The sequence below is a fragment of the Bacillus sp. SH5-2 genome (assembly GCF_008368905.1).
Classification (GTDB): Bacteria; Bacillota; Bacilli; order Bacillales; family Bacillaceae_G; genus Bacillus_A; species Bacillus_A luti.
In genome coordinates, this window is the sequence record NZ_QOSD01000017.1 from 101,973 (window position 1) to 123,849 (window position 21,877).

Annotated in this window: 24 protein-coding genes and 1 other annotated feature; of the genes, 11 read left to right on the plus strand and 13 right to left on the minus strand. The window is 35.3% G+C overall.

Going from position 1 to position 21,877, the window contains the following annotated elements; translation table 11 throughout:
• Positions 1–16: 16 nt before the first annotated feature.
• Complete coding sequence (locus DN410_RS12990) at positions 17–301, minus strand: hypothetical protein (RefSeq protein WP_149176820.1); 285 nt, start codon at positions 299–301, stop codon at positions 17–19.
• A 277-nt stretch (positions 302–578) separates the two neighbouring features.
• Between DN410_RS12990 and DN410_RS12995 the strand changes: the two genes are divergently transcribed.
• Positions 579–1,472, plus strand: a complete 894-nt coding sequence (locus tag DN410_RS12995; RefSeq protein ID WP_149176821.1) for a YitT family protein — start codon at positions 579–581, stop codon at positions 1,470–1,472.
• A gap of 110 nt (positions 1,473–1,582) precedes the next feature.
• On the opposite strand, the gene DN410_RS13000 is transcribed toward DN410_RS12995, so the two are convergent.
• The gene (locus DN410_RS13000; protein WP_149176822.1) at positions 1,583–2,104 is read right to left on the minus strand and encodes a GNAT family N-acetyltransferase; all 522 of its coding nucleotides are present in this window, start codon (positions 2,102–2,104) and stop codon (positions 1,583–1,585) included.
• A gap of 459 nt (positions 2,105–2,563) precedes the next feature.
• On the opposite strand from DN410_RS13000, the gene DN410_RS13005 reads away from it, so the two are divergent.
• A complete protein-coding gene (locus DN410_RS13005; RefSeq protein ID WP_149176823.1) occupies positions 2,564–2,950 on the plus strand; it encodes a DUF3938 domain-containing protein in 387 nt (128 codons plus the stop codon).
• 246 nt (positions 2,951–3,196) lie between these two features.
• Here the strand turns inward: DN410_RS13005 and DN410_RS13015 are convergent, their stop codons facing one another.
• The 4 genes from DN410_RS13015 to DN410_RS13030 form a co-directional block, all read right to left on the minus strand.
• Complete coding sequence (locus tag DN410_RS13015) at positions 3,197–3,337, minus strand: DUF3985 family protein (RefSeq protein ID WP_000404783.1); 141 nt, start codon at positions 3,335–3,337, stop codon at positions 3,197–3,199.
• Positions 3,338–3,433: 96 nt separating this feature from the next.
• Positions 3,434–4,486, minus strand: a complete 1,053-nt coding sequence (locus DN410_RS13020; RefSeq protein ID WP_149176923.1) for a M50 family metallopeptidase — start codon at positions 4,484–4,486, stop codon at positions 3,434–3,436.
• Positions 4,487–4,528: 42 nt separating this feature from the next.
• On the minus strand, positions 4,529–5,224 hold the full coding sequence (locus tag DN410_RS13025) for a DUF3169 family protein (RefSeq protein WP_149176825.1): 696 nt from the start codon (positions 5,222–5,224) through the stop codon (positions 4,529–4,531).
• Entirely contained in the window at positions 5,214–5,435 is a 222-nt protein-coding gene (locus DN410_RS13030; protein ID WP_149176826.1) for a helix-turn-helix transcriptional regulator, read from the minus strand. Before DN410_RS13030 ends, DN410_RS13025 begins: the two co-directional genes overlap by 11 nt.
• A gap of 164 nt (positions 5,436–5,599) precedes the next feature.
• Here DN410_RS13030 and DN410_RS13035 point away from each other — a divergent pair, with 164 nt between their 5' ends.
• Positions 5,600–6,391 (plus strand): hypothetical protein, encoded by a 792-nt coding sequence (locus DN410_RS13035; protein ID WP_149176827.1) that lies wholly within the window; start codon positions 5,600–5,602, stop codon positions 6,389–6,391.
• Between the two features lie 208 nt (positions 6,392–6,599).
• Here the strand turns inward: DN410_RS13035 and DN410_RS13045 are convergent, their stop codons facing one another.
• Positions 6,600–7,214 carry a DedA family protein gene (locus tag DN410_RS13045; RefSeq protein WP_071724514.1) on the minus strand — a complete coding sequence of 205 codons (615 nt, stop codon included), beginning with the start codon at positions 7,212–7,214 and terminating at the stop codon, positions 6,600–6,602.
• A gap of 396 nt (positions 7,215–7,610) precedes the next feature.
• On the opposite strand from DN410_RS13045, the gene DN410_RS13050 reads away from it, so the two are divergent.
• From DN410_RS13050 to DN410_RS13070, 5 genes are all read left to right on the plus strand, one after another.
• On the plus strand, positions 7,611–8,054 hold the full coding sequence (locus tag DN410_RS13050; RefSeq protein WP_149176828.1) for a DUF3978 family protein: 444 nt from the start codon (positions 7,611–7,613) through the stop codon (positions 8,052–8,054).
• A 29-nt stretch (positions 8,055–8,083) separates the two neighbouring features.
• On the plus strand, positions 8,084–8,545 hold the full coding sequence (locus DN410_RS13055) for a L,D-transpeptidase (RefSeq protein WP_149176829.1): 462 nt from the start codon (positions 8,084–8,086) through the stop codon (positions 8,543–8,545).
• Between the two features lie 364 nt (positions 8,546–8,909).
• Positions 8,910–9,575: a response regulator transcription factor gene (locus DN410_RS13060; RefSeq protein ID WP_000148837.1), complete on the plus strand. Its 666-nt coding sequence runs from the start codon at positions 8,910–8,912 to the stop codon at positions 9,573–9,575.
• Positions 9,553–10,989, plus strand: coding sequence for a sensor histidine kinase (locus DN410_RS13065; protein WP_149176830.1), 1,437 nt, complete (start codon positions 9,553–9,555; stop codon positions 10,987–10,989). The genes DN410_RS13060 and DN410_RS13065 overlap by 23 nt, the downstream gene beginning before the upstream one ends.
• A 138-nt stretch (positions 10,990–11,127) precedes the next feature.
• Positions 11,128–12,030: an EamA family transporter gene (locus DN410_RS13070; protein WP_149176831.1), complete on the plus strand. Its 903-nt coding sequence runs from the start codon at positions 11,128–11,130 to the stop codon at positions 12,028–12,030.
• Between the two features lie 40 nt (positions 12,031–12,070).
• Here the strand turns inward: DN410_RS13070 and metG are convergent, their stop codons facing one another.
• Positions 12,071–13,705, minus strand: a complete 1,635-nt coding sequence (gene metG, locus DN410_RS13075) for a methionine--tRNA ligase (protein ID WP_149176832.1) — start codon at positions 13,703–13,705, stop codon at positions 12,071–12,073.
• Between the two features lie 50 nt (positions 13,706–13,755).
• Positions 13,756–14,026 (minus strand) — a binding site (T-box leader).
• A gap of 109 nt (positions 14,027–14,135) precedes the next feature.
• On the opposite strand from metG, the gene DN410_RS13080 reads away from it, so the two are divergent.
• From DN410_RS13080 to DN410_RS13090, 3 genes are all read left to right on the plus strand, one after another.
• Positions 14,136–14,954, plus strand: a complete 819-nt coding sequence (locus DN410_RS13080) for a class I SAM-dependent methyltransferase (protein ID WP_255446741.1) — start codon at positions 14,136–14,138, stop codon at positions 14,952–14,954.
• Positions 14,955–15,399: 445 nt separating this feature from the next.
• A complete protein-coding gene (locus tag DN410_RS13085) occupies positions 15,400–17,091 on the plus strand; it encodes a methyl-accepting chemotaxis protein (protein ID WP_149176834.1) in 1,692 nt (563 codons plus the stop codon).
• 121 nt (positions 17,092–17,212) lie between these two features.
• Positions 17,213–17,530, plus strand: a complete 318-nt coding sequence (locus DN410_RS13090; RefSeq protein ID WP_000076418.1) for a metal-sulfur cluster assembly factor — start codon at positions 17,213–17,215, stop codon at positions 17,528–17,530.
• A gap of 64 nt (positions 17,531–17,594) precedes the next feature.
• Here DN410_RS13090 and nprB read toward each other — a convergent pair whose 3' ends face one another.
• The 5 genes from nprB to uptA all read right to left on the minus strand — a co-directional run bounded on the left by nprB (position 17,595) and on the right by uptA (position 21,835).
• Positions 17,595–19,244, minus strand: coding sequence for a neutral protease NprB (gene nprB, locus DN410_RS13095; RefSeq protein ID WP_149176924.1), 1,650 nt, complete (start codon positions 19,242–19,244; stop codon positions 17,595–17,597).
• Positions 19,245–19,403: 159 nt separating this feature from the next.
• Positions 19,404–20,099 (minus strand): pirin family protein, encoded by a 696-nt coding sequence (locus tag DN410_RS13100; RefSeq protein WP_149176835.1) that lies wholly within the window; start codon positions 20,097–20,099, stop codon positions 19,404–19,406.
• Positions 20,100–20,149: 50 nt separating this feature from the next.
• Positions 20,150–20,560, minus strand: coding sequence for a MarR family winged helix-turn-helix transcriptional regulator (locus DN410_RS13105; RefSeq protein WP_149176836.1), 411 nt, complete (start codon positions 20,558–20,560; stop codon positions 20,150–20,152).
• A gap of 112 nt (positions 20,561–20,672) precedes the next feature.
• Positions 20,673–21,107: a DUF3920 family protein gene (locus DN410_RS13110; RefSeq protein WP_149176837.1), complete on the minus strand. Its 435-nt coding sequence runs from the start codon at positions 21,105–21,107 to the stop codon at positions 20,673–20,675.
• A 134-nt stretch (positions 21,108–21,241) separates the two neighbouring features.
• On the minus strand, positions 21,242–21,835 hold the full coding sequence (uptA, locus tag DN410_RS13115; protein WP_149176838.1) for an undecaprenyl phosphate transporter UptA: 594 nt from the start codon (positions 21,833–21,835) through the stop codon (positions 21,242–21,244).
• Between the last annotated feature and the right edge of the window lie 42 nt (positions 21,836–21,877).

Genomic DNA, 21,877 nt, shown 5'->3' on the forward strand with positions numbered 1-21,877 from the left:
AATGTTTCGTAATTATTTAGCGAAACATTGGTGTATACGGACCGACCTCGTCATTCTCTTCACTTGATTCTTGTCTACGTACAGAACGAATCATTCCATATTTATAAAAAATAGAGAAAAGCGGTACATTTCCGGTACCCTCTTCACACGTATCAACTAATTTAAAAGCTCTTTGTCTACCGCTCGATGCTTGCTGACGTACAAAGCGCGAGACATTAGCAAGAAAAAAGACTTCTAATAAACAAAGCGCTGTCGTTACAAACGATATATATAGAATTGCATCCTGCAATAAAAATTCCATCGCTTCACATCCTTAATAAGGTCATTTTAGCACATTAGGCAAACATTCTCTATTTCCTTTTATCGTCAAAAAAAGTATTTTGCATATTTTCTCAAGAAAACAATAATTAAGAAACATTGTATTCGCTTTCTTTAGTATATTCACGCACATCAATGAATAGGTTTGATTTGTTAGAAATTTATAAAATTTTTGCATTATAATAAAACTATTGCCAGTTTTTGAAAAAAGCTTTATTCTCTTCTTGTAATCAAAAATGAATATGGAGATGAAACATACTATGGGTCAACTAGGAGACGCCGATTACGTTCCCGACACCGCCTTTTTATCCTTCCCAGCAGCTAAAACATTTCATCTAGAATTTATCATACAGTTAATTGTTATTTTTATAGCTTCTATTTTGTATGCAGTTTCTATGAATATGTTTTTTATCCCGCATAATATGATTAGCGGTGGATTCGCTGGTGTAGGGATGATTATCGGTTATTTAATGCACTACAATATCGGAGCACTTATCTTTTTACTAAACATTCCGCTTCTTATTTTAAGTCACTTTTACTTAGGCAAGAAGACAACCTTTTTAACAGCATACTTTGTAGCTGTATCATCTTTAGCGATGAATATTCTTCCCGTACACCAAGTTTCAGACGATATTTTACTTTCATCTGTATTCGGTGGTGTCATCTGCGGTGCTGCCTCAGGAATCATATTCCGATTTGCTTCGTCAACAGGTGGTTTTGATGTCGTTGGATTGATTGTAGCAAAACATCGAGATATTTCGATTGGAGCAATCATCTTTGGATTCAACTTAATCTTACTTGTTGTAGCAGGATTTATTTTCGGATGGGATATTACGCTTTATACGTTAATTAGTCGGTTTGTAGTCAGCAAAGTGATTGATGCCGTGCATACAAAACATATTAAATTAACGATAATGACAGTTACAGAAAAAGGCGAGGAAATAAAAAGCGCACTACTACATCACGGCATACGTGGCGTGACAATGGTAGATGCTGTCGGCGGCTATACAAACCATAAGAAAAAAATGATTTACACTGTCGTAACTCGCTATGAGTTAGGCGAAATGAAACGCATTATCCGTCAAGTTGATAACAAAGCATTTATGAACATTACTGAAACAGTTGAAATTGTCGGCCGTTTCAAACGCATATAAAAAAGGTTAATACATTAAAGGGCATAACATATTAGTCATATATAATATGTTATGCCCTTTATTATTCAACTAACGCGCCCTTTAGCATAATAAAATCACGAAGTTTATTACTACAAATCGGAGGATAGCATTCCATATACAATACTATCTGTCCATTCATCTTTATTCCAAAAATCTTGTATGAAATGGGCTTCCTTTCTCATGCCTATTCGTTCACACAATTTTTTTGAAGCTGTATTACGTGCATCAAGATTAGCTTGTATACGATGTACATTAAATTCATTAAATAATTTAAATACCAAACTACTTACTGCTTCAGTTGCCAAACCTCTCCCAGCTACTTCATTTGAAAAACTATAACCAATCTCAACAGTATCTTTCATATTTGTGTACCATACGGATAAATCACCAACTACTTTAGTCTTGTATATAACTGCCAAACTTAATGTTGATTCTTTAGTCAGTACATTGTTTGCTAGCTTCTTATTAAATCTCTTCTGCATGTCTTCATGAGTCCACTTATTATGTAATAGGAACTTACATGTATCATCATTATTATAAATAGCAAATACATCCTGTAAATCAGTACTCTTAAAAGGTCTAATTATTAATCTTTCTGTTGTGATCTCCAAGTTAACTCTCCTCCCTTACATTCATGCCATAAAACATTTTTTATAGTATTTAAGTCCCCTTCTTATATCCCACCTTGCTTACATATTTCATCATAATTAATTAAAATCCTTCTCCCACTAAACTGCACCGTTAATAGGAATTCCTTGTGCTTTTCATTTTTTACACTTATTACAAAATCAGATAATTCTATTATTATGTCTCTAAATGTGTTATAATGAAAACAGACTCACAAAAAAAGAGTATATAGACTTGGAAGTTTCTCTTATTTTACAAGCAAAAAGAAACGAGCAGTCGGGTATATTTCAGACACCATACACGTAACGGTTTAAAAACCGATCATCTTAGTTATTCTTCACTGATCTTTTTATAAAAAGATACGTACAACTAAAATTCACTTCAATATACTATACCTACCTTTTTGACTTCCAAATCATCTTATTACATAGGGAGATGAACATATGAATCAATATATACGATATACAATAGCTGTCCTGTTTGCTATTATCGGCGGTACAATCTGCTTCTGGACAAACACTCAGCTTGGAGAGAATATCATTTTTAATGGAATCGAAACACTTGTAAGCGCTTCAATTTTAGGCGGATACATTTACTTCCTCTTCAACCCAGAAGAAAATGCGCAAAAAACAATGTTATTAACAATGATCGGAATCGTTGGTGGATGTATTTCCTACTCAATGACTAACTATACATTACCACTTCAATTAAGCTCAGCTTTCTTCCACGGTCTATGGACTTGGTTCATTGCATTCTGTCTAGCAGACGTATTCAATCTATTACAAACTACTGAAGAAGATAGCGGTCGCCAAATTGAAAGTAACTCGTAAGCTGGAAGATATTCTTCCAGCTTTTTTATGTTGTTTTGCATACTCCGTCACCACAATAAAAAGAAGCTACCCCACGGCAACTTCTTTTCCATATACCCCATCCAGTACTTACCGGAATATATCAACGATTTTTCAAATATATCGACCGTTTCTCCACTTATATCAGCGATTTTTTCATTATATCGACGGTTCGACACAACTTATCGACTTACCGACATTTTTCGACATCTAAAATGCACAGCATACCTATCCCCCAAGCAATTTACTGCCGAACTCTACGATTAAAAAGATAACTAATAGGATCGCGAGTATCTTTAATGCTACATATGCTACTTTAAACACAGCATAAATGAGCAAGACTATTAAAATAATCGTTAAAATTTCCATCTAGAATTCCTCCAAGTTTTGCTCTTCTTATCTTATTTTACTCGCCCCAGACTTTTTATGGAACGGCATAAGACGACATAGAAAAAAGAGGATACCTCACCCATCGTAAGATACCCTCTCCTTCAGCTGCTCAAGCCATTCTCTCTCTAATTGTAAATACCCTATCTCACTCTTCTCGGCATTCTTTAATTCTTTATCAGCTTTCCTCATATAAATACAGGACGCTTCCATATCGCCCTCTAAATATTTTACAATTCCTTGTGTGCGGTAATATCCATGTAAGTCCATTTTTGTAATTGCCTTTGCATGCTCCTTCGCTTCCCGCAATGAAAGACTTTCGCTCTGATGCAGTACTTTATATAAAAGATACCAACTATGAAAACTGCCAACAAAAAATTTATTTTCCTTCGTTACAGGTTGTTGAACAATTGGTTCTATATACGGTATCGCTCTTTCCATTCCCTCTCGATCAGCTTTGGCATAAAAGACGAGCATAAGTCCACTCATTATTTCCCTTATACTTTTATTCTCTTTTAATTTTTCTTCACTCAGTTCTACTAATCTCTCATCCCAATCTTTCGGTCTTTTGTAACTAAATAATTCACCCGATACTTGAATCGTATATAAATGTTCTTTAGCCTTTTCATCATCTTTAATTAAAATGAGAAACTGCATACCATCACTCATAAGCGTTCCTTTTATCGGCACGATTGTAACCGCAAAAACCATAAAATGGAAAACGGAAAAATATAAAAGATATTGATAATAACTCACCATGTATATGTAACCTGAAGTAATACCGAATAGTAAACTCGTAATCGGTCCACCTAAAGTCATCCATGCCCATTTTTTTGAAAGATTCGGTGTCTCTATAGAAGGCGGTACTAACATTGCCACGCCTCCAAAGTACGCCCATAATTTATTTTCTCGAATCCGTACTTTCCCTTTCTCCTTTTGAACAGTGATAGGCCCTACTGTCATAAATCTAAATTTCAAACCGCCTATTAAACCAAATATGACATGTCCTAACTCATGAATGGCTATCACTAACAATAAAATTCCAACTACTGCCCATATGTTTAACATAGTTTCTAATTTCTCGGTTCGGATTACTCCGTACAAAATGGACAGAACTAGCGCCGCCGTCATTGAACCAGCTGGCCTTCTTAAAATATCCACCTTTTTCTCCCCTTAATAAATCATTTTTCTATGCATTTCGTACATATATGTTCCAACATGTAAAACCCAAACAAATGAAATCATAATGACCATAAGGAAGTCCTTACCATCTAACAGTGCATACATAATTGCTACAAACCATGCACAAACAAGTGTCATATTTGTATATCGATATGCTTTATATCCCGCTTCATGCACAATCTGTTTTTGCCCTTCATCTGCATTTTTCGCCCACATTTCCATTGACTGTGAATACGTTACACTTTGTTCTGGATATAGTGCGTTATATTTTTTTCGCGTTACACTTCCTAACAAAGTCGTAATCATAAAGCCTACTGTAGACATCGTTAAACTAGCAATCACCCAAAATAAATTCTCCGCATCCACATATGCTTTATAGACAGAAATAACAGAGCACACGAACCACGACATAACGACAATTTCCATTACCCGTAAATAAATAAGTACGATTCCAAGTCTTCGTCCGCTACCACTTTCTTCTTCATCCTTCATCTGTAAAAGTGTCTTTGTGCGCTTCCAAATATAATATATCGCTCCTACTCCAAGTACAATCATCATAACAATGCTCACAACAGATGGTACTTTGCTCGTGCTAGTCGTTGCAATATCTCCTACTACATACCCTATAGCTCCACCCAAAACTGCTCCTATTAACAGCTTTACTATCGCTGACTGTTTAATCTTCATCGTCCTCTTCCCCCTCCACTAACGTGAATATTTCCTCCACCGGTACATTGAAAATTTGTGCGATTTTTAACGACAATACAATAGACGGTGCATAATCCCCGCGCTCAATTAAACTAATCGTTTGCCGCGATGATCCAATCGCTTTCCCTAAATCCCCTTGTGATATACGATGCTTTGCTCGCAATTCTCTCACACGATTTTGCAGCTTCATACCTTACCTCTTTTTCATTTATTTAAATAGAATTGTAAATAATATCCTTATTTTTGTCAATTATAATTGTCATTTTGACGTTAATAATTGACAAAAATAAAGATGTATTATGATGAAAATAACCTATATAATGAATGTGAAATATTAAACAAAGGAAGTGACATATGAATAAAACATCTACTTTTTCCTATATTCTTACTAAGCTTACAGCGACTTTCTTGTTATTATTGCTTATTAGCACGCTTCTCTTAGCAACTAATCAACCAACATTATATAGTTTCGTAGCTGGATTAAGAGAACTACTATATGTTCCCTTCGTTCCTATTCTTGCGGTATATGCAATTTTTTGTTCTATTTGCATCGATAAATTGAAATTAAAAACATATACAAAACTGAAGACATTATTACTTTATATTTTTTGCGGCTATTTATTTTTTCTTCCCTTCCTAATATTTAAAGAAGCTGATTTAATACAGTTCTTGTTCCTCGGATCAATTGGAGCAGTATGTTCTCTTTCTTTCTATTTATGTACAGTCATAGCAACAAAATTTAAGTGGGTACAATATTTCGTACCAAGCATTATGTTTATTATATTTATCACAATTAACTTAGTAGATTTAGAAAGGTTCGGAACATCAAAAGAACAATGGGTCGAAACAAAAACAGATAACTCTTTCGAAGCATCTTTCCAACATTTTAGTGGTGAACATAAAGTCCCAATTGAACTAAAACGAGGTGACATATTAGAATTCACCATTGAATCACGAGATGAAAATCCGGAGGGCTACATGGGATCCGTAAAAATGGCTAGTGAATTTCAAGAGGAAGAAAATTATTTAGATTCAACTGGCCCTAATACGTACCATTTCGCCGCAATTAAGACAGGAACTTATTACATTATAGTTAGCGGAAATCGATTAAAAGGAAAGTTGAACATAGATTGGAACATAAAGTGAAACTTTAATCAGTGGGGGTTTTCTTCATCCCCCACTGATTATTAGTTGAACCAATCGGACTTTTATGGGCAGTTGATCCCTCACCTAACTTCTTTGCTTTCGCTGAATTTTGAGGTGGGGGTCTTACTGCCCATTAAAGCGGGATAAAATAAAAGAGGCAGTGCTTTTGCACTGCCTCCCTAAATTCTGACATAGAATGGATTCCATATTAACTTGCATTTTGTAAGAATACTCGTTTTAACTGTTTGCGGAAACGAACCCCTAACGTAATTGCTACAATTACAATCACTCCAAAAATGATTTTACCGATGTGACCTTCTAGCGCTCCAAAAATATCATGTAAGTTGCCACCTAACCAGTAACCACCAATTAAGAAGAATGATACCCAAAATAGAGCACCTGAGTAAATTGTAATTGCAAAGCGGCGGAATGGTAAGTTAATAATGCCTGCAAAGTATCCTGTAAAGTGACGTACACCAGGAATAAAGAAACCGATAAAAATCAAGAAGTATCCATACTTATCAAACCACATTCTTGTTAAGTCGATTTTTTTTTGTGTTAAAAACACGTATTTCCCATACTTTTGAATAAAGGGCATACCTAATTTATTTCCTAAAAAGTATTGAATCGTCATTCCTACACTTGTCCCAATAAAGGATAGGATAATTAAAATCGGTAAACTTAAATCGCCCTTCTGTGCTAAAAATCCCGCATATGCTAATGTTGGCTCTCCCGGAAACGGAAGCGCAATATATTCTAACAGCAAGCCTACAAGTACAACATAGTACCCGTACTGCTGAAATAATTCATGAACCCATTCCATGTCATCTCTCCTTCACGTGCAACTTCTTACTATTATTGTATAAAAAAATTGTCGAAATAACTATCACAATAGCTTACATTTTTATTACATTTTTGTAAGACTCAAACTATAATTTCCACTTTCTTTATTGAATGATATAAATTCTTTTTCCAAGGAGAAATAACAACCAATTAACCTAATAATATACATTTTTTATCCATTTTTTTACACACAAAATCCCTTTATTTTGTTCTCAATAAAAAACCACCACAAACTCATACTAACTTCATATTAGCTTCATATACGTATTGTAAGATTATATCGGAATTTGTTGAAAAATTTAACTAATATATGAGTAAACAGGAAATTGAATAAATATAAGTCGCTTTTCGAAATTGAATAAAGGGTGAATAAGAAATGGAAGCTTATAAAATGCACGATTTTATTAACACAAATGTTGAATCTCAACAAAATGAAACCGTTTTTAATTTACACATATGTGAAACAAATGAGTTTGACGTAAGTTTAACAAAATCTACAACGCTGTCTTTTATCGTTTCAAAAAAGAATATTAAGATTGTCACGAGAAAATGGATTAACTCCAATCAAGAGAGCATGGTTGGTAAAAGCTACATCATTCCAACGAAAGCTTTTCACTATTTCTTACCGATCATTTCTGAAACTGAAGATGAACTACATATTCAAGTTCAAAGTTTTGGATTACGTGGTGAGCTTTTGCTAAATGAAAGATTACTAATTGATAAAAACAACAAACACAATGCAAAGATTACTACCTTCTTTGAAACATTAGATGAGAATGTAAATCAAGCATTACGAGGATTACAAATTCATTGTATGTAACACTACTACAATAGTAAAAGGAGAATATAATGAAAAAAATATTATTAAGCATTTTATTATCAGTAGTTTTTTTATCAGTACCACATATTTCTGCTGAGGCATCATCAACGAACAATCAGCTTATTGTAGATACAAACACAAAGAAAATGGACTTTTATCAAAATGGAAAGTTTGTAAAAAGTTTTACTGTTGCGACTGGAAAAGCTGCAACGCCAACTCCAAAAGGCACTTTTAAGATTGTAAATAAAATTAAAAATCGTCCCTACTATACAGGAAAGATTAAAGGTGGAGATCCACGTAATCCACTTGGTGATCGCTGGCTTGGATTAAATATGGCAGGTACTTACGGAACTACTTATGCGATTCATGGAACTAATAATAATCAAGCAATTGGAAAGGCGACAACTCTTGGTTGTATACGCATGTATAACAATGATGTACGCTGGTTATTTGAGCGTATTCCAGAGCAAGCTACTGTCACTGTAAAATAACCTAAGAACAAGATTTACGTGTAGCCAAGAATTTTATATCTTGGCTTATTTTATTTCTTCATTTACAGTAGCAAAACGACTATACTTGCATATATAATGGGAATAGATTGTGTCAAATAACATCCAAACATTGATAAACATGGATATTAAAATTATACAGTTATAATGTTTTATAAATTTTACAATACATACTATAATAGAACTACTGTAATTCCAAGATATTCAGTTAAGATAAACAATCCCCCTTGCTACTTTTATGATTATTTTATAGCGGGGGCTTATTATATGTATAAACAATCTGAGTCATTCGAAAAATGATGAATTTGAATATTGTAGTAAAAAGCGTTATTTAGGAGGTGTTACTATGACGCATATACTGGTGATTGAAGACAACCCAGATATACAAGAACTGATTCGTGAGTTTCTAATGGCACAAAACTTTACCGTGGATGTCGTTGGCGCTGGAACGGAAGGTATACTTCTTTTCCAAAAAAATTCATACGATCTTGTCCTCCTTGATGTGATGTTACCAGATATAGATGGCTATAGTATTTGTAAAATTATGCGAGGACAATCTGATGTACCGATTATTATGTTAACAGGTTTACATAATGAAGAAAGTGAAATTAAAGGATTTGAATTAGGTATTGATGACTATATTACGAAACCGTTCCATTACACTGTATTTATTAAGCGTGTAGAAGCTGTATTAAGAAGGGCAGCAACGAAGGAAGCAGAGACTGCAACAATACTACACTTCCATGAATTGATGTTAAATTCTACAGCATACGCCGCTTACGTTCATGGTAATCAAATTGAATTGACTACAAAAGAGTTTGAAATTATATATACTTTACTGCAAAATCGAGGAAAAGTATTATCAAGAAGTGATTTGTTGAATAAGGTATGGGGCTATGAACATTATGGTGATGTAAGAGTTATCGATACACATATTAAAAACTTACGCAAAAAATTAGGGATTCCTTATATTAAAACGGTGAAAGGCATTGGCTACAAAATCGAATCGTAGCAAAGACAACATCACCAAAAATATTTTCATCAAAACCTTATTATTTTGTATTCTTTTATCATTTTGTCTTTATCAAATTATTTATTTTCTAGCTTCAAACTACGATAAAGAACGTTCTGCAAATGAAACGCAAACTACAGAACTTGCGGATTCAGACAAACAAAACGAGCAAGATAAAACGAATCAAAATAAAGCTGTGTCAGAGGGTAACATTTTTAATTTTCAACCTTCTAGTATAGACTATAAAACACTCTCTACAGCTATCAATCACCTTTTGCAGCCTAGCCAAACTGTAAAAGCAAAAGAACATGCACAAAATATTTCGGGGGAAAATAGCACAACTGCTTCACTTACAGAAGCGGAAAAGCAAGTCGCTAACAATGATGCCTTACATAAACAAAATGCAGCAAGTAAAACAAATGATACACAAGATAATCCAAGTTTAGCAGATGCTCTGCAACAATTAGCTCCGCGTATTGGTGCAACAATGCTTGCATTATCTCTGCTCGGTTCTTTAATTTATGCAAAATTAATTGCCAAACCTTTTCAATATATGAGCGATGCATTAAAAGATATTATGAATCTTGATTTCTCAGATAAAAAGCTAATTAACAAAAATCCAGATCAAACAGATTTTAATTTGCAAGTAGCCGCTTCACAAATACCAAATATTGTGAAAAATTTACATGAAAGTAATCAAGATTTAAAAAATGAGCTCAAAAAGGAACAACAATTAGAACAATCTCGTAAAGAATTTATGTCTATGGTGTCCCATGAATTAAAAACACCAATCGCAGCCGTTATGGGACAACTAGATGGGATGATTCACGGGATCGGGGCTTATAAAGATAGAGATAAGTATTTACAACGCTCCTACGAAATGATGCAAGATATTAACATATTAACGGAAAAGATGTCAGAATTATCCAAAATGCAAAACCCTCAATTTAAACCGAATTTAGAAGTGGTTTCATTAACTACTATTATTGAGGATGTTATAAAAAAAGTAGATTATTTTGTATCTGTAAAACAATTAAATGTTCAATCTAACATTAAACAAGATGTACAAATTCTAGCTGATCCTAAATTTATTCAGACTGCTATTTTTAACATTATTTCAAATGCAATTCATTATACAATTGATCATCAGCATGTATATATAAAGCTTTATGAAAAGCCAAACGGTTACGCATTAGAAGTATTAAATACAGGTTCACAAATCGATGAGGATAAACTTGCCCATTTATTTGAGCCATTCTATCGCGCAAATCCTAGCAAACATGGCTTAGTACAAGGCAGTGGTCTTGGGTTATATATTGTAAAGCAAATATTAGATAAACATCAGTTTCCTTATGGAATACAAAACACATCTCAAGGTGTAAAATGCTCCATTGTATTCCCAAAAGCAATGTAAAAACTAACTCTAATTTCATACCCCAAATTCATACTTCGTATGAATGGCGGAATTTTGTAGAGTGTCTTACTCTGTTTCGTTCGCCCGTTATCCTTTTTGGATAGCGGGCGTTTTTTATTATTTAAAAGGAGGATCTTTATGGAAAAATTTAAGTATTCATTACTCGTTTTATTCGGCGCTTGTAGCTACGGTGTTCTTTCAACTATTTTCAAACTCGGATTCATTGATGGCTTTTCAGCGCAACAACTATTAGGAGGGCAATATGTCTTCGGATGGATTGGACTACTACTGCTCGTTCTTTTCTTTTCCCGTCATAAAGTAACAAAAAAGCAATTCTTTTCATTACTAACAGTCGGAACAACGATGAGTATGACTGGGATTTTCTATGCTATTTCTGTAGAAGAACTACCAGCATCTATCGCTGTCGTCCTACTCTTCCAATTCACTTGGATTGGTGTAGTAATCGAAGCAATTGCAAATCGAACATTTCCAAGCCGTGAGAAAGTGATATCTATCATTATTTTATTTACTGGCACATTGTTTGCAGGTGGTATCTTTGACGGCCTCGGACAAAGTTTTTCTACGAAAGGGATTATCTTTGGACTATTAGCTGCTGTCTCTTTTTCATTCTATGTTTTTGCAAGCGGGCGCGTTGCTACAGATGTTCCGCCTTATACGAAAAGCTTTCTCATGACAACAAGCGCTACTCTTATCGTATGCCTATTCTTCCCGCCAACCTTTTTAACAGACGGTGCCTTGCAAGCGGGTCTATGGAAATATGCTTTCTTCCTCGGACTTTTTGGCGTTGTTGTACCTGTCATTTGTTTTTCAATCGGTGTACCGAAAGTTGGAACAGGGTTTGGGACAATATTAGGAGCAGCTGAATTACCAACAGCCATTATCGCTTCTATTACACTTGTACATGAAGTCGTAACGCTCATGCAATGGATTGGGATTATTTTTATATTGATTGGGATTTTCACTCCTCAGCTGCTTACGGCTAGGAAAGGAAAGAAACATAGTAGTGCGCATAGCGCATGACAAAAGACCTTTCATTTATTTGAAAGGTCTTTTGTCTATCTCACTTTACCGCTCCATATAGCTTTTCTATCTCATGCTCAATTTGCTTTATATCGATTCGTTCAAATAATGGCCGCACGCTATCAATTCTATTCGGCAACGTATGTTGAGGCTCCCAATTTCGTTTCACAATCGATAATGTGTTTCTAACTCTTTCACTTGAAAATGGTAAAAACGGTTCAAGAAGATTCGCAAAATTAGCGATAAGATACACACAGTTATAAATCGTTTCTTCGCATGAAACTGGATCATCCTCCCTTTGTTTCCAAGGCTGCCTCTCATCAAAGTATTTATTTGCAAAACGTACTGCATCAAATATTGATTCTAGCGCCACCTTAAATTTAGTTTGCTCAATCGCCTCTCCTACATTTTTATATAATCCTTCTACCTTATCTTTCAGCTCTACATTGATAGCTCCCTTCGGCAGGATGCCACCATAGTATTTCTCAATAAACTTTAATGTCCGGTTCACGAAGTTTCCATATGCCCCTAACAATTCACTATTATGACTGTAAATAAATTCTCGCCATGAAAAATCAGTATCGCGATTTTCTGGTGCATTTACTGTTAAAAAGTAACGAATAGAATCTGGATCATAGCGTTCTAATATGTCAGGCACCCATACTGCCCAGTTTTTACTTGTAGATAATTTTCTTTTTTCCACTGTTAAATATTCATTCGAAACGATATGATGTGGGAGTGCGTCCTCCCCTATTCCAAGTAATACTGCTGGCCAAATGATGGAATGAAACGGAATATTATCCTTTCCGTGCACATAATATGTTTTCGCTTCGCTATCCCAAAACTCTTGATCATCTTTCCCTGTTTCTTCAGCCCAATGCTTACTTGCTGAATAATACCCTGTCACTGCTTCAATCCATACGTAAATTTTCTTATCTTCATACCCTTCTACCGGAATTGGTACCCCGATTGGTAAATCACGTGATACAGCCCTATCTTGTAATCCTTCCTTTACATATCTCTCTGTTAGTTGAATCGCATTGTCGCGCCATGTCCCTGTTTGTTTGGCGATTTCTACAGCCCTTTTAATTTGCTCCTGAAATGTATGCAGTGCGAAATAGAAATGCTCTGTTTCCTGTACGGATGGCGTACTACCACATAACTTACATTTCTTTTCTAACAAATCGAGTGGATCTAAAATGGCCGAACAAGCATCACATTGATCTCCTCTTGCTGCTTCATGACAATGCGGACATATTCCTTCTACATAACGATCCGGTAAAAACTGTGTACACGTTTCACAATATGCTTGTTCCACTGTTTTTTTATAAATATAGCCTTCCTCTAATAAACGTAAAAAAACTTTTTGAACTGTTTCATGATGGTGCTCACTATCTGTACGTGTATAGCAATCATACGTAAAACCGAGATTCTGAAAACATCGCTGGAATTCTTCATGATACTTATCAGCAATTTCTTTCGCCGTCACACCTTCTTGTTTTGCTCTAATTGCAATTGGTGTTCCATTACAATCACTTCCTGAAACATACAACACATTCTCGCCTTTTGCCCTATAATAACGTGCTAAAATATCTCCAGGTAACAAACTAGCAATATGTCCAAGGTGTAACGAACCATTTGCATACGGCCAAGCGCCTCCAATAAAAATACTCATCTTACACTCCTCCTTTAAAATATAAAAAGCCCCACCCCTATCTTAAAAAAGATAAGGGCGGGGCTGTATAAACAGTCGCGGTACCACCTTATTTCGCCAATTACTCACATAATTAGCCTTAACAAGTACGGAGCTATATGCTCTTATACTGTGGTTTTGATAACGAGTACCAACTCTCGTCGCCGCCTACTATTATCATTTGATAAGTTCAGGACGAAGCTCAAAGGCCATTGTTCAAATGAATATTCTTGCTTCTTCTCAGCTACCGAAGCTCTCTGGAAAGAATGGTTTCATCCTACTTTTCCTTTTCAACGCTTTTATATAACACGTATTGTACGACTTAATAACAGAAAAATCAAATTTTTTTAAAAAAACAGGAAATCTCCTCCTCCCGCCGAATACCTATACGTTCACAAAAGGAGTGATCACATTGAATCAAAAACAACTAAGCGCTATTAATGAAAAGAGCTGGAATGCAGCTGCTTATGAAGCATGGACGAATCGCCACGGGGCGCCAGCTGCTTATGCAAAAAAGATCATGGAAGATCCCTTGCGAGAGGTAGCTCATTATTTACCTTACATACAATCTCCAAAAGAAAAGCGTATTATTAATTTACTCGGTTCAAAAGGTAGTAAAGCCGTTGCTCTCGCTCTTTTAGGAGCTGACGTAACGGTTGTTGATATTTCAGCAAGTAATGCAAAATACGCAAATGAGCTCGCAAAATCTGCCGGAGTTTCTATTCAATACATCGTCTCTGATGTACTAGATGTAACTCTCCCTGAATCATTTGATATCGTATTACTAGAACTTGGTGTACTCCATTACTTTTTAGATTTAAAACCGCTCTTTACAAAAATCTCTCAATTATTAAAAACGGACGGAACACTTATCCTTCGAGATTATCATCCAATGTATACAAAACTATTAGGAGTCGACCATCCATCATTTCAAGCAAGTGGGAATTATTTCGATGAAGAATTAATTGAAGATGATGTTGCTTACAGCATTCTTCTTACAGAAGCGCAGAAAGAATCTGTACCGAAAACAAATATACGCCGCTGGACGTTAGGAGAAATTATTACAACACTCGCCGCAGAAAATTTTAAAGTCGAAGAACTAGTTGAAGAACATGGATCTCATCAACGATGGGTCTTCCCTTCTACTGCACCAGAAGGAATTGAAGAACGTGTGCCAGGTCTATATACAATAGTTGCGACAACATGCAAAAAAGGATCCCTTCACGGATAGGATCCTTTTTGCATGCTCACGCATATAAGTTGAGGTTGGAGATTACCATAATTCTGTAGAATAGGACACAAGATATTTCAACATTTTGTCTCTGACTTACGTCGTCAAAAAGGGGTATGACCAACATAACGAAGAGTAATGTCTTTAGTTGATATTGATAATCGTTATCAACTAATTAGAAGTATACATGATGTTATTTCAAATTACAATAGGCATTTTTAATATTTATTTATTAATTTTCGGATATACAAATGTATACATTTTAAGAACATTTACTAACATCAATCTCCCTCTTTACTTTAAAATATATCTTTCTCTCATTCTGTCTGCTATAATGCCTAAAGGAAAGAAGCAAGCTTTATTCCAACTGGAGTAAAGCTTACTTTCAATTTTATATCAATTAATTATAATACTAAGATTTTAAAAAGGAGGCTTTTTTTATCATATGAATTTTGTCAGCATTAGAAAAAAACTTATGTTCATGATGGGAACAATTTGTGCTTTATTTGGTATCGCCTTAGCTTTCATTTTATACTTCGCTATCGATCAGTCACATAAAGCTGACGCACTACAAGAAGAAATTTCACCTCTTGCGACTGAATTAAAAGAGCGTGGGGACGCTTATCAAGTACAACTCTCTGCTTTAAGAGGTTATTTACTACAACATGATCAAGTGGAATTAGACAAGTTTAATGAAATGAGTAAAAATCTTGAGGATTCGAAAGCTAAAATTCTTTCTAATCCAAATCTTTCTCCATCTGTGAAAAATACAATGGAATTAGGATCTACTTGGAGACAATTTATTGAAGAGAAAGTTTTCACTCTTGCAAAAGAGCAGAAGTGGGAAGAAGCTTTGCAAGTAGCTTCTACAGAAAATGGCACAGTCTATAAAGTAATTGGCGATTTCACTAATTATAGTAATGAGCAAGCTAAGTTACGTGAACAATCAATTGAACAAATTGATCAATCTGCACTCCGAATTGAATATGCAGTCTTCCTATCACTTGTTATTTGTATTGTCGTTGCAATTATTCTTGCATGGTGGTTCTCTGGTAAACTTGTAAAACCAATTCAGCAGATTGACATTAAGCTAAAAGAATTAGCCTCTCAAGAAGGTGACTTAACAGCACGCCTTCAAGTAACTAGCAATGATGAAATCGGCACTATTGCAACATCATTTAATAAAATGTTAGAAAACCTACAACATATCATTCATCGTTTTCAAAAAACATCATTGGAAGTACAAACCGCTTCTGAAAATATGTTAGAAAATACGAATACATCACGTGAAGCGACAATACAAATTCAAAACTCGATGTCCAATTTAAATGCCAGTATTCAATCTCAAACTTCTAGTATGGAAGAAAGCTCGACTGCAATGGACGATATGACAGTAAGCGTTCAGCGTATTGCTGAATCTGCTTCATCTGTAGCTGAACTTGTTGTCGCTACATCTGAACATGCTAACGATGGAAACACAGTTATCCAAAAATCTGTTTCACAAATGACAACGATTCATGAAGCTGTAAATGCTACGTCAGAAGTGGTCGAACGTCTAATCACTCACACGAAATATATTGATACAGCTGTACAATCAATTTCTAATATCGCTGAGCAAACGAACTTACTTGCTTTGAATGCTTCTATTGAAGCAGCTCGTGCTGGCGAACAAGGAAAAGGGTTTGCTGTCGTAGCTGATGAAGTTCGAAAACTTGCTGAACAATCTAAAACAGCTGCAACAGATATTAACAAATTACTCCATCAAATTCAAAATGATACAGAAACTGCTAGCTCTATGATGGCTCAAGGTCGCTCTGAAGCATTTGAAGGCATTCATGTCATTCGTGAAGCTGGTACTTCTTTCACAACAATTGTTGAACAAGTAAATAAAGTATCTACTCAAATGCAGGATATATCTGCAACTGCTGAAGAGATGGCTGCAAGCGCTGAAGAAATGAATGCTTCACTTAATAACATTGCTTCTGTTTCGAATGAAGTATCCAGTGAAACTGCCGCAACATCACAATTTGCTGAGCAGAAAGTTATTGTTATGAATGAGATGACAGTAACTGCTGGGAAAATGAAACAAACAGTTGAAGAATTAGATCAACTCGTATCTCATTTTAAAACCGAATAGCTTGTCACAAAATATCCCTCTTCCAAAAGGGATATTTTTTCAAGCTCATTTCCTGCACATTATACACAATTCCGTTATAATGAGAATCGATATCACCATTAATAGGTAGGAGGTGCTCCTTATGTCACAAGAAGCATTTGAAAATAAATTATTTGCAAACTTAGAAGCTGTTATTGACCCTGAGCTAGGTGTTGATATTGTCAATCTTGGATTAGTTTATGATGTTACCGCGGATGAAAATAATAATGCTGTCATTACAATGACAATGACTTCCATCGGTTGTCCAATGGCTGGTCAAATCGTATCGGACGTTAAAAAAGTATTATCAACAAATGTACCTGAAGTAAATGAAATAGAAGTAAATGTCGTTTGGAATCCGCCATGGTCTAAAGAACGCATGTCACGTATGGCAAAAATCGCATTAGGTATTCGTGACTAAATAAGGTGAGCTAATAACGGGATAAAGAAAAGACCTGACAACCTAGTCAGGTCTTTTTCTCTTATTATTTTACGCCTACTGCATCATAAGCTTTCGTTACAGCTTGTACAGCTTTAGAGTTTTTACCATATAAATCTTCAGCTGACTGAAGTGCCGCTTGACGCATCATCTTAAAGTCAGAGTTTGCAGTTAAATATTTTGTAAGCGCACGGTAATAAATTTTTTCTGTCGCTTCACGGCCTACTCCAGTTACTTTCACGCCGTAATGCTCTCCACCATCAGATACTAAATATGCAGCTTTATTGTTAATACTACTGTTAATATGAACGCCGCCATTATCAGCTGTTCCAGTGTAGCGCTTATTGTAGTGATCTGGGTAACCTTCACCTGGTTTTAACGGATTTGGAATAGATGCTGGATCTTTCAGAGAACGAAGTGCATCACCAGGTTTTCCAGGTGTATAAATGTCAGCACCTAAATCCCAGCTCTTCTTCTCAACCATGACACCCATAATATCAGATAACGATTCATTTAACGCACCTGACTCATTTTTATAAACAAGATTTGCTGTATGCTCAGTTACAGCATGCGTTAATTCGTGACCAATAACATCTAGGCCAGCAGATAATGGAATAAATGTTGTACCATCTCCATCACCATACATCATCTGAATACCGTTCCAAGCTGCGTTATTCCAGTTTTCACCTACGTGAACAGAGGAAATAAGTTTCGCACCTTTATCATCGAAAGAGTTACGATTAAACGTCTTTTTATAATAATCGTATACTTTCCCTGCATTTACATGTGCATCAACCGCTGCTTTGTCATCAAAGAACTTATTTTTACTTTCTACTTCGACACCTGTATATCCGAACCATTGTGAGAATATATTAAACCAGTTTTCATCCATATTCTCTGCATCAAATGTATGAACACCTTGTCCACGTTTCCCATCGAATAAATGGAATGCACCTGTTTTCTCATTTTGAGCAATTTCAAATGATTGTCTATTTCCTAATACACCGTAACCAAATCCTGTAATTTTATCTACAGCATTATATTTCTCAATCACATTTCCATTTGTCGCATCAACAAAATAATGCCAATATCCTGGAGCTGGCTTTGAAATCGACGCTTTCACTAAATATGCAAGATAGTAATTTCCATCTTTTTCATACACAAATAAATCTTTTTTCACACCGTCATAATTCTTTACTTTACCAACTTCTTTTTCAATATCTGCCTTTGCAATTGTTTCTGCTTGTTCTGCACTAATCTTTGCAAACGCAGGAATATTTTTATCCTCTAAATTCGGAATAACTTGTCCGAAGAATGCTTTTACATTATTCTCTTTATCTAGCGTAACAGTTTGATCTGAACCATACACAGGAATATTATTATGTTTTTCAACTAACTTCACGTGTGTTGTGCCAGATTCAGCATCTTTTTCTTCCCCAACAACATTGAAGTGTTTATCAATGTTTCCTGCTAATTTAAACATATCTTTCTTACTCTCTAAATATTGAAAGACCGTCTCTTTTTTATCTAGTCCTTCCGGTGCTTTCCATTCTTCACCTATGTATGCAGGTGTTTTAAACTCTTGATGATATTGAATTTTTTGTTCTTCCGCTTTCGTTGTCGTTGCTCCAAATGTTCCAAATCCCCCGGCGATAACAGTTAACGCTAATGCTGATGAAATGACTTGCTTTTTCACTATAACATTCCCCATTCCCATAAAGATTTTTGACACTTTTATACAATTCTTGTTTTTCAAGTTGATACCTCTTTCCAAAAATTGAGAAAGTTTTTTCTGACAATTCCACTCAAAAAAAGAGGACATCTATCGGATGTCCTCTTTTCTATAAACGTTTTATTACTTTTTCAATTCAATTGCTAAGTAGTGCGATTGTTCTTTCGCTTGAATATGAATATCTTCTTCTACTGCTTCTGCCGCATCACGCATAACAAGTATCTCACCATTTATAACACTACTTCCTTCAATTTGTACAAGATACAATTGACGGCCTTCTTTCACAGGAAAATGAATTTCTTTTCCAGTATCTAACGATAAAGAATATAAATTCGCATCTTGGTGAATTTGAATTGGTGCCCCGCCTTCTATTGGCGATACCATATGAAACCATTCGTTTTCACGCTTGCTCCAATCAAATTTAAACTCACCATAATTTGGTTTATGATCCGCACGATCTGGTAAAATCCAAATTTGTAATAAACGTAGTGTTTCATTTCCTAAATTATACTCACTATGAAATACACCTGTACCAGCACTCATATATTGAACATGTCCACGCTCAATTGTTCCGCGGTTCCCCATGCTATCTTCATGTGTTAAAGCACCATCTACAACATAAGAAATAATCTCCATATCGCGGTGCGGATGCATATCAAAACCAGTTTGCGGTGCTACTAAATCATCATTAATTACACGTAACGCTCCAAAATTCATGTTATCCGGATTATAGTAATTAGCAAAGGAAAAATGAAAATGTGTATTTAACCAACCGTGATTTGCTCTTCCCATATTTTTATGATCAACTTTTCTAAACATATCCTTCACCCCGTATTATCTCGAAATCGAGATTTATTTCAAAATTTTTATCACTGTAATTTTTTTAGTAATTGTAGTAATTGATGTTGTTCTTCTATATTCAAATTTTGAAATTGCCTCGCTTGGAACGTTTCTTGAGGAGGTACGATTTCCCCATATAAAGCTCGTCCCTTTTCTGTTAGCGAAATATATTTCGTAGTACCTTCTTGTTCACGATGAATCCACTCGAGCTGCTCCATCTTATTTAAAAGTTGCGTGACATTTCCTTTCGTAACAAACAGCTTATTTCCAAGCTCTTGCTGCGTTAAACGATCATGTCCTCCAACTTGAGCTAGTACATCAAACTGAGCGGCAGATACATTCCATTCTTTCAAGTGCTGATTCGTCTCACGAATGCTTTTATTATAAAAGCGTGATAAACGAAACCATAATAGTAGCCCTAGTCTATCTTCTGTTTTCATTCCATCACCTCGCTCGTTTCGTAATATTAGTTTAGAACTAAACTTTATAAAAGTCAAACACTTATTTTTAGTAAGCAACAAAGAAAGCACAGCACTAATTCTCCACTATGCTTTACATCACTTTTCTATTTTTATACTCATCTAATTTCCTCTCCGCGAATGCCCTCGCATCTTTCTCAATCCATCTCTCTTCGTACGATTCACTTCCCACATACAATACCTCTCTCTTATGCTGCATCACATGGCGAAATTCGTGCAGTAGTGTCTTAAGCACTTGCTCATACCCTTCCCACATACAAACGAAAATTAATTGTTTTTCTTTATGATAAAAACCACCTACTGGGAATAGGAACTCCTCTTCCTCTTCCCCTAATGATAGAAGTACATCGTTTGCATCACACGTATCACAAAAAATAACTGGCGTTTTACATGTTTCAATAAGAGAAAACAAATCCTCTCTTAGCTTTTTGACATCCCAAGGAAGCTCCGAATCCAACACATACCAATTCTCCACCTGTTGATATACATTTTGAAACTGGAGTTCCATTTCCCTTTATTCCCCTTTCCAAGCCTTCTTTTTCTATATATATGCCACAATATGGTGAATATTAAACATACCCTTTCATCCTTTGAAAAAGGACAATAAAAAGAACCTATATCAGTATAGGTTCTTTTCCATAATTACTTTTTTTTCATCATTTTTTTAAGTACAAAATAACCGATTGCGCAAACAATAGCAGCAAGTGCAAAATATTTAACATAAGGACCAGCTACCTTATTAATACTTTCCCACTCTGACCCTAATTTAAATCCTAAATATACAAACACAATTGACCACGGAATGACAGCTAGTGTAGTTAACGTAATAAACTTTGCATGTGACATTTTCGCAATACCCGCTGGTATGGAAATGGCATGACGCACAACTGGAATAAAACGTGCAGTAAAGATAACGCCAGTTCCGTAACGGTTAAACCAGGATTCCGCATAATCAATATGTTTCTTCTGAATTAATATATATTTTCCATATCGCTCAAGAACAGGTCTCCCTCCGTATCGACCGATCCAATAAATAAATAGTTGTGCGATTACACCACCAATTGTACCAAACGCGACAGCGCCCCAAAATGTAATGCTTCCCGTTGATACTAAATAACCTGCATAAGATAATACGATTTCACTTGGAATAACCTCTAGCATTAATCCAAGCATAATTCCCCAATAACCAAGTCCTTCTAGAAAAACTAAAACGGAATGAATCAACTCTCCTAACATCATGTACCTCTCTTTACTGTTTTCATTGCAAAAATAAAAGTA

Bases quoted from the DNA above. Each gene is read 5' to 3' on its own strand.
- DN410_RS12990 (WP_149176820.1), bottom strand. From the start codon at position 301: ATGGAATTTTTATTGCAGGATGCAATTCTATATATATCGTTTGTAACG.
- DN410_RS12995 (WP_149176821.1), top strand. From the start codon at position 579: ATGGGTCAACTAGGAGACGCCGATTACGTTCCCGACACCGCCTTTTTA.
- DN410_RS13005 (WP_149176823.1), top strand. From the start codon at position 2,564: ATGAATCAATATATACGATATACAATAGCTGTCCTGTTTGCTATTATC.
- DN410_RS13015 (WP_000404783.1), bottom strand. From the start codon at position 3,337: ATGGAAATTTTAACGATTATTTTAATAGTCTTGCTCATTTATGCTGTG.
- DN410_RS13020 (WP_149176923.1), bottom strand. From the start codon at position 4,486: ATGACGGCGGCGCTAGTTCTGTCCATTTTGTACGGAGTAATCCGAACC.
- DN410_RS13025 (WP_149176825.1), bottom strand. From the start codon at position 5,224: ATGAAGATTAAACAGTCAGCGATAGTAAAGCTGTTAATAGGAGCAGTT.
- DN410_RS13030 (WP_149176826.1), bottom strand. From the start codon at position 5,435: ATGAAGCTGCAAAATCGTGTGAGAGAATTGCGAGCAAAGCATCGTATA.
- DN410_RS13035 (WP_149176827.1), top strand. From the start codon at position 5,600: ATGAATAAAACATCTACTTTTTCCTATATTCTTACTAAGCTTACAGCG.
- DN410_RS13045 (WP_071724514.1), bottom strand. From the start codon at position 7,214: ATGGAATGGGTTCATGAATTATTTCAGCAGTACGGGTACTATGTTGTA.
- DN410_RS13050 (WP_149176828.1), top strand. From the start codon at position 7,611: ATGGAAGCTTATAAAATGCACGATTTTATTAACACAAATGTTGAATCT.
- DN410_RS13055 (WP_149176829.1), top strand. From the start codon at position 8,084: ATGAAAAAAATATTATTAAGCATTTTATTATCAGTAGTTTTTTTATCA.
- DN410_RS13060 (WP_000148837.1), top strand. From the start codon at position 8,910: ATGACGCATATACTGGTGATTGAAGACAACCCAGATATACAAGAACTG.
- DN410_RS13070 (WP_149176831.1), top strand. From the start codon at position 11,128: ATGGAAAAATTTAAGTATTCATTACTCGTTTTATTCGGCGCTTGTAGC.
- metG (WP_149176832.1), bottom strand. From the start codon at position 13,705: ATGAGTATTTTTATTGGAGGCGCTTGGCCGTATGCAAATGGTTCGTTA.
- DN410_RS13085 (WP_149176834.1), top strand. From the start codon at position 15,400: ATGAATTTTGTCAGCATTAGAAAAAAACTTATGTTCATGATGGGAACA.
- DN410_RS13090 (WP_000076418.1), top strand. From the start codon at position 17,213: ATGTCACAAGAAGCATTTGAAAATAAATTATTTGCAAACTTAGAAGCT.
- DN410_RS13100 (WP_149176835.1), bottom strand. From the start codon at position 20,099: ATGTTTAGAAAAGTTGATCATAAAAATATGGGAAGAGCAAATCACGGT.
- DN410_RS13105 (WP_149176836.1), bottom strand. From the start codon at position 20,560: ATGAAAACAGAAGATAGACTAGGGCTACTATTATGGTTTCGTTTATCA.
- DN410_RS13110 (WP_149176837.1), bottom strand. From the start codon at position 21,107: ATGGAACTCCAGTTTCAAAATGTATATCAACAGGTGGAGAATTGGTAT.
- uptA (WP_149176838.1), bottom strand. From the start codon at position 21,835: ATGTTAGGAGAGTTGATTCATTCCGTTTTAGTTTTTCTAGAAGGACTT.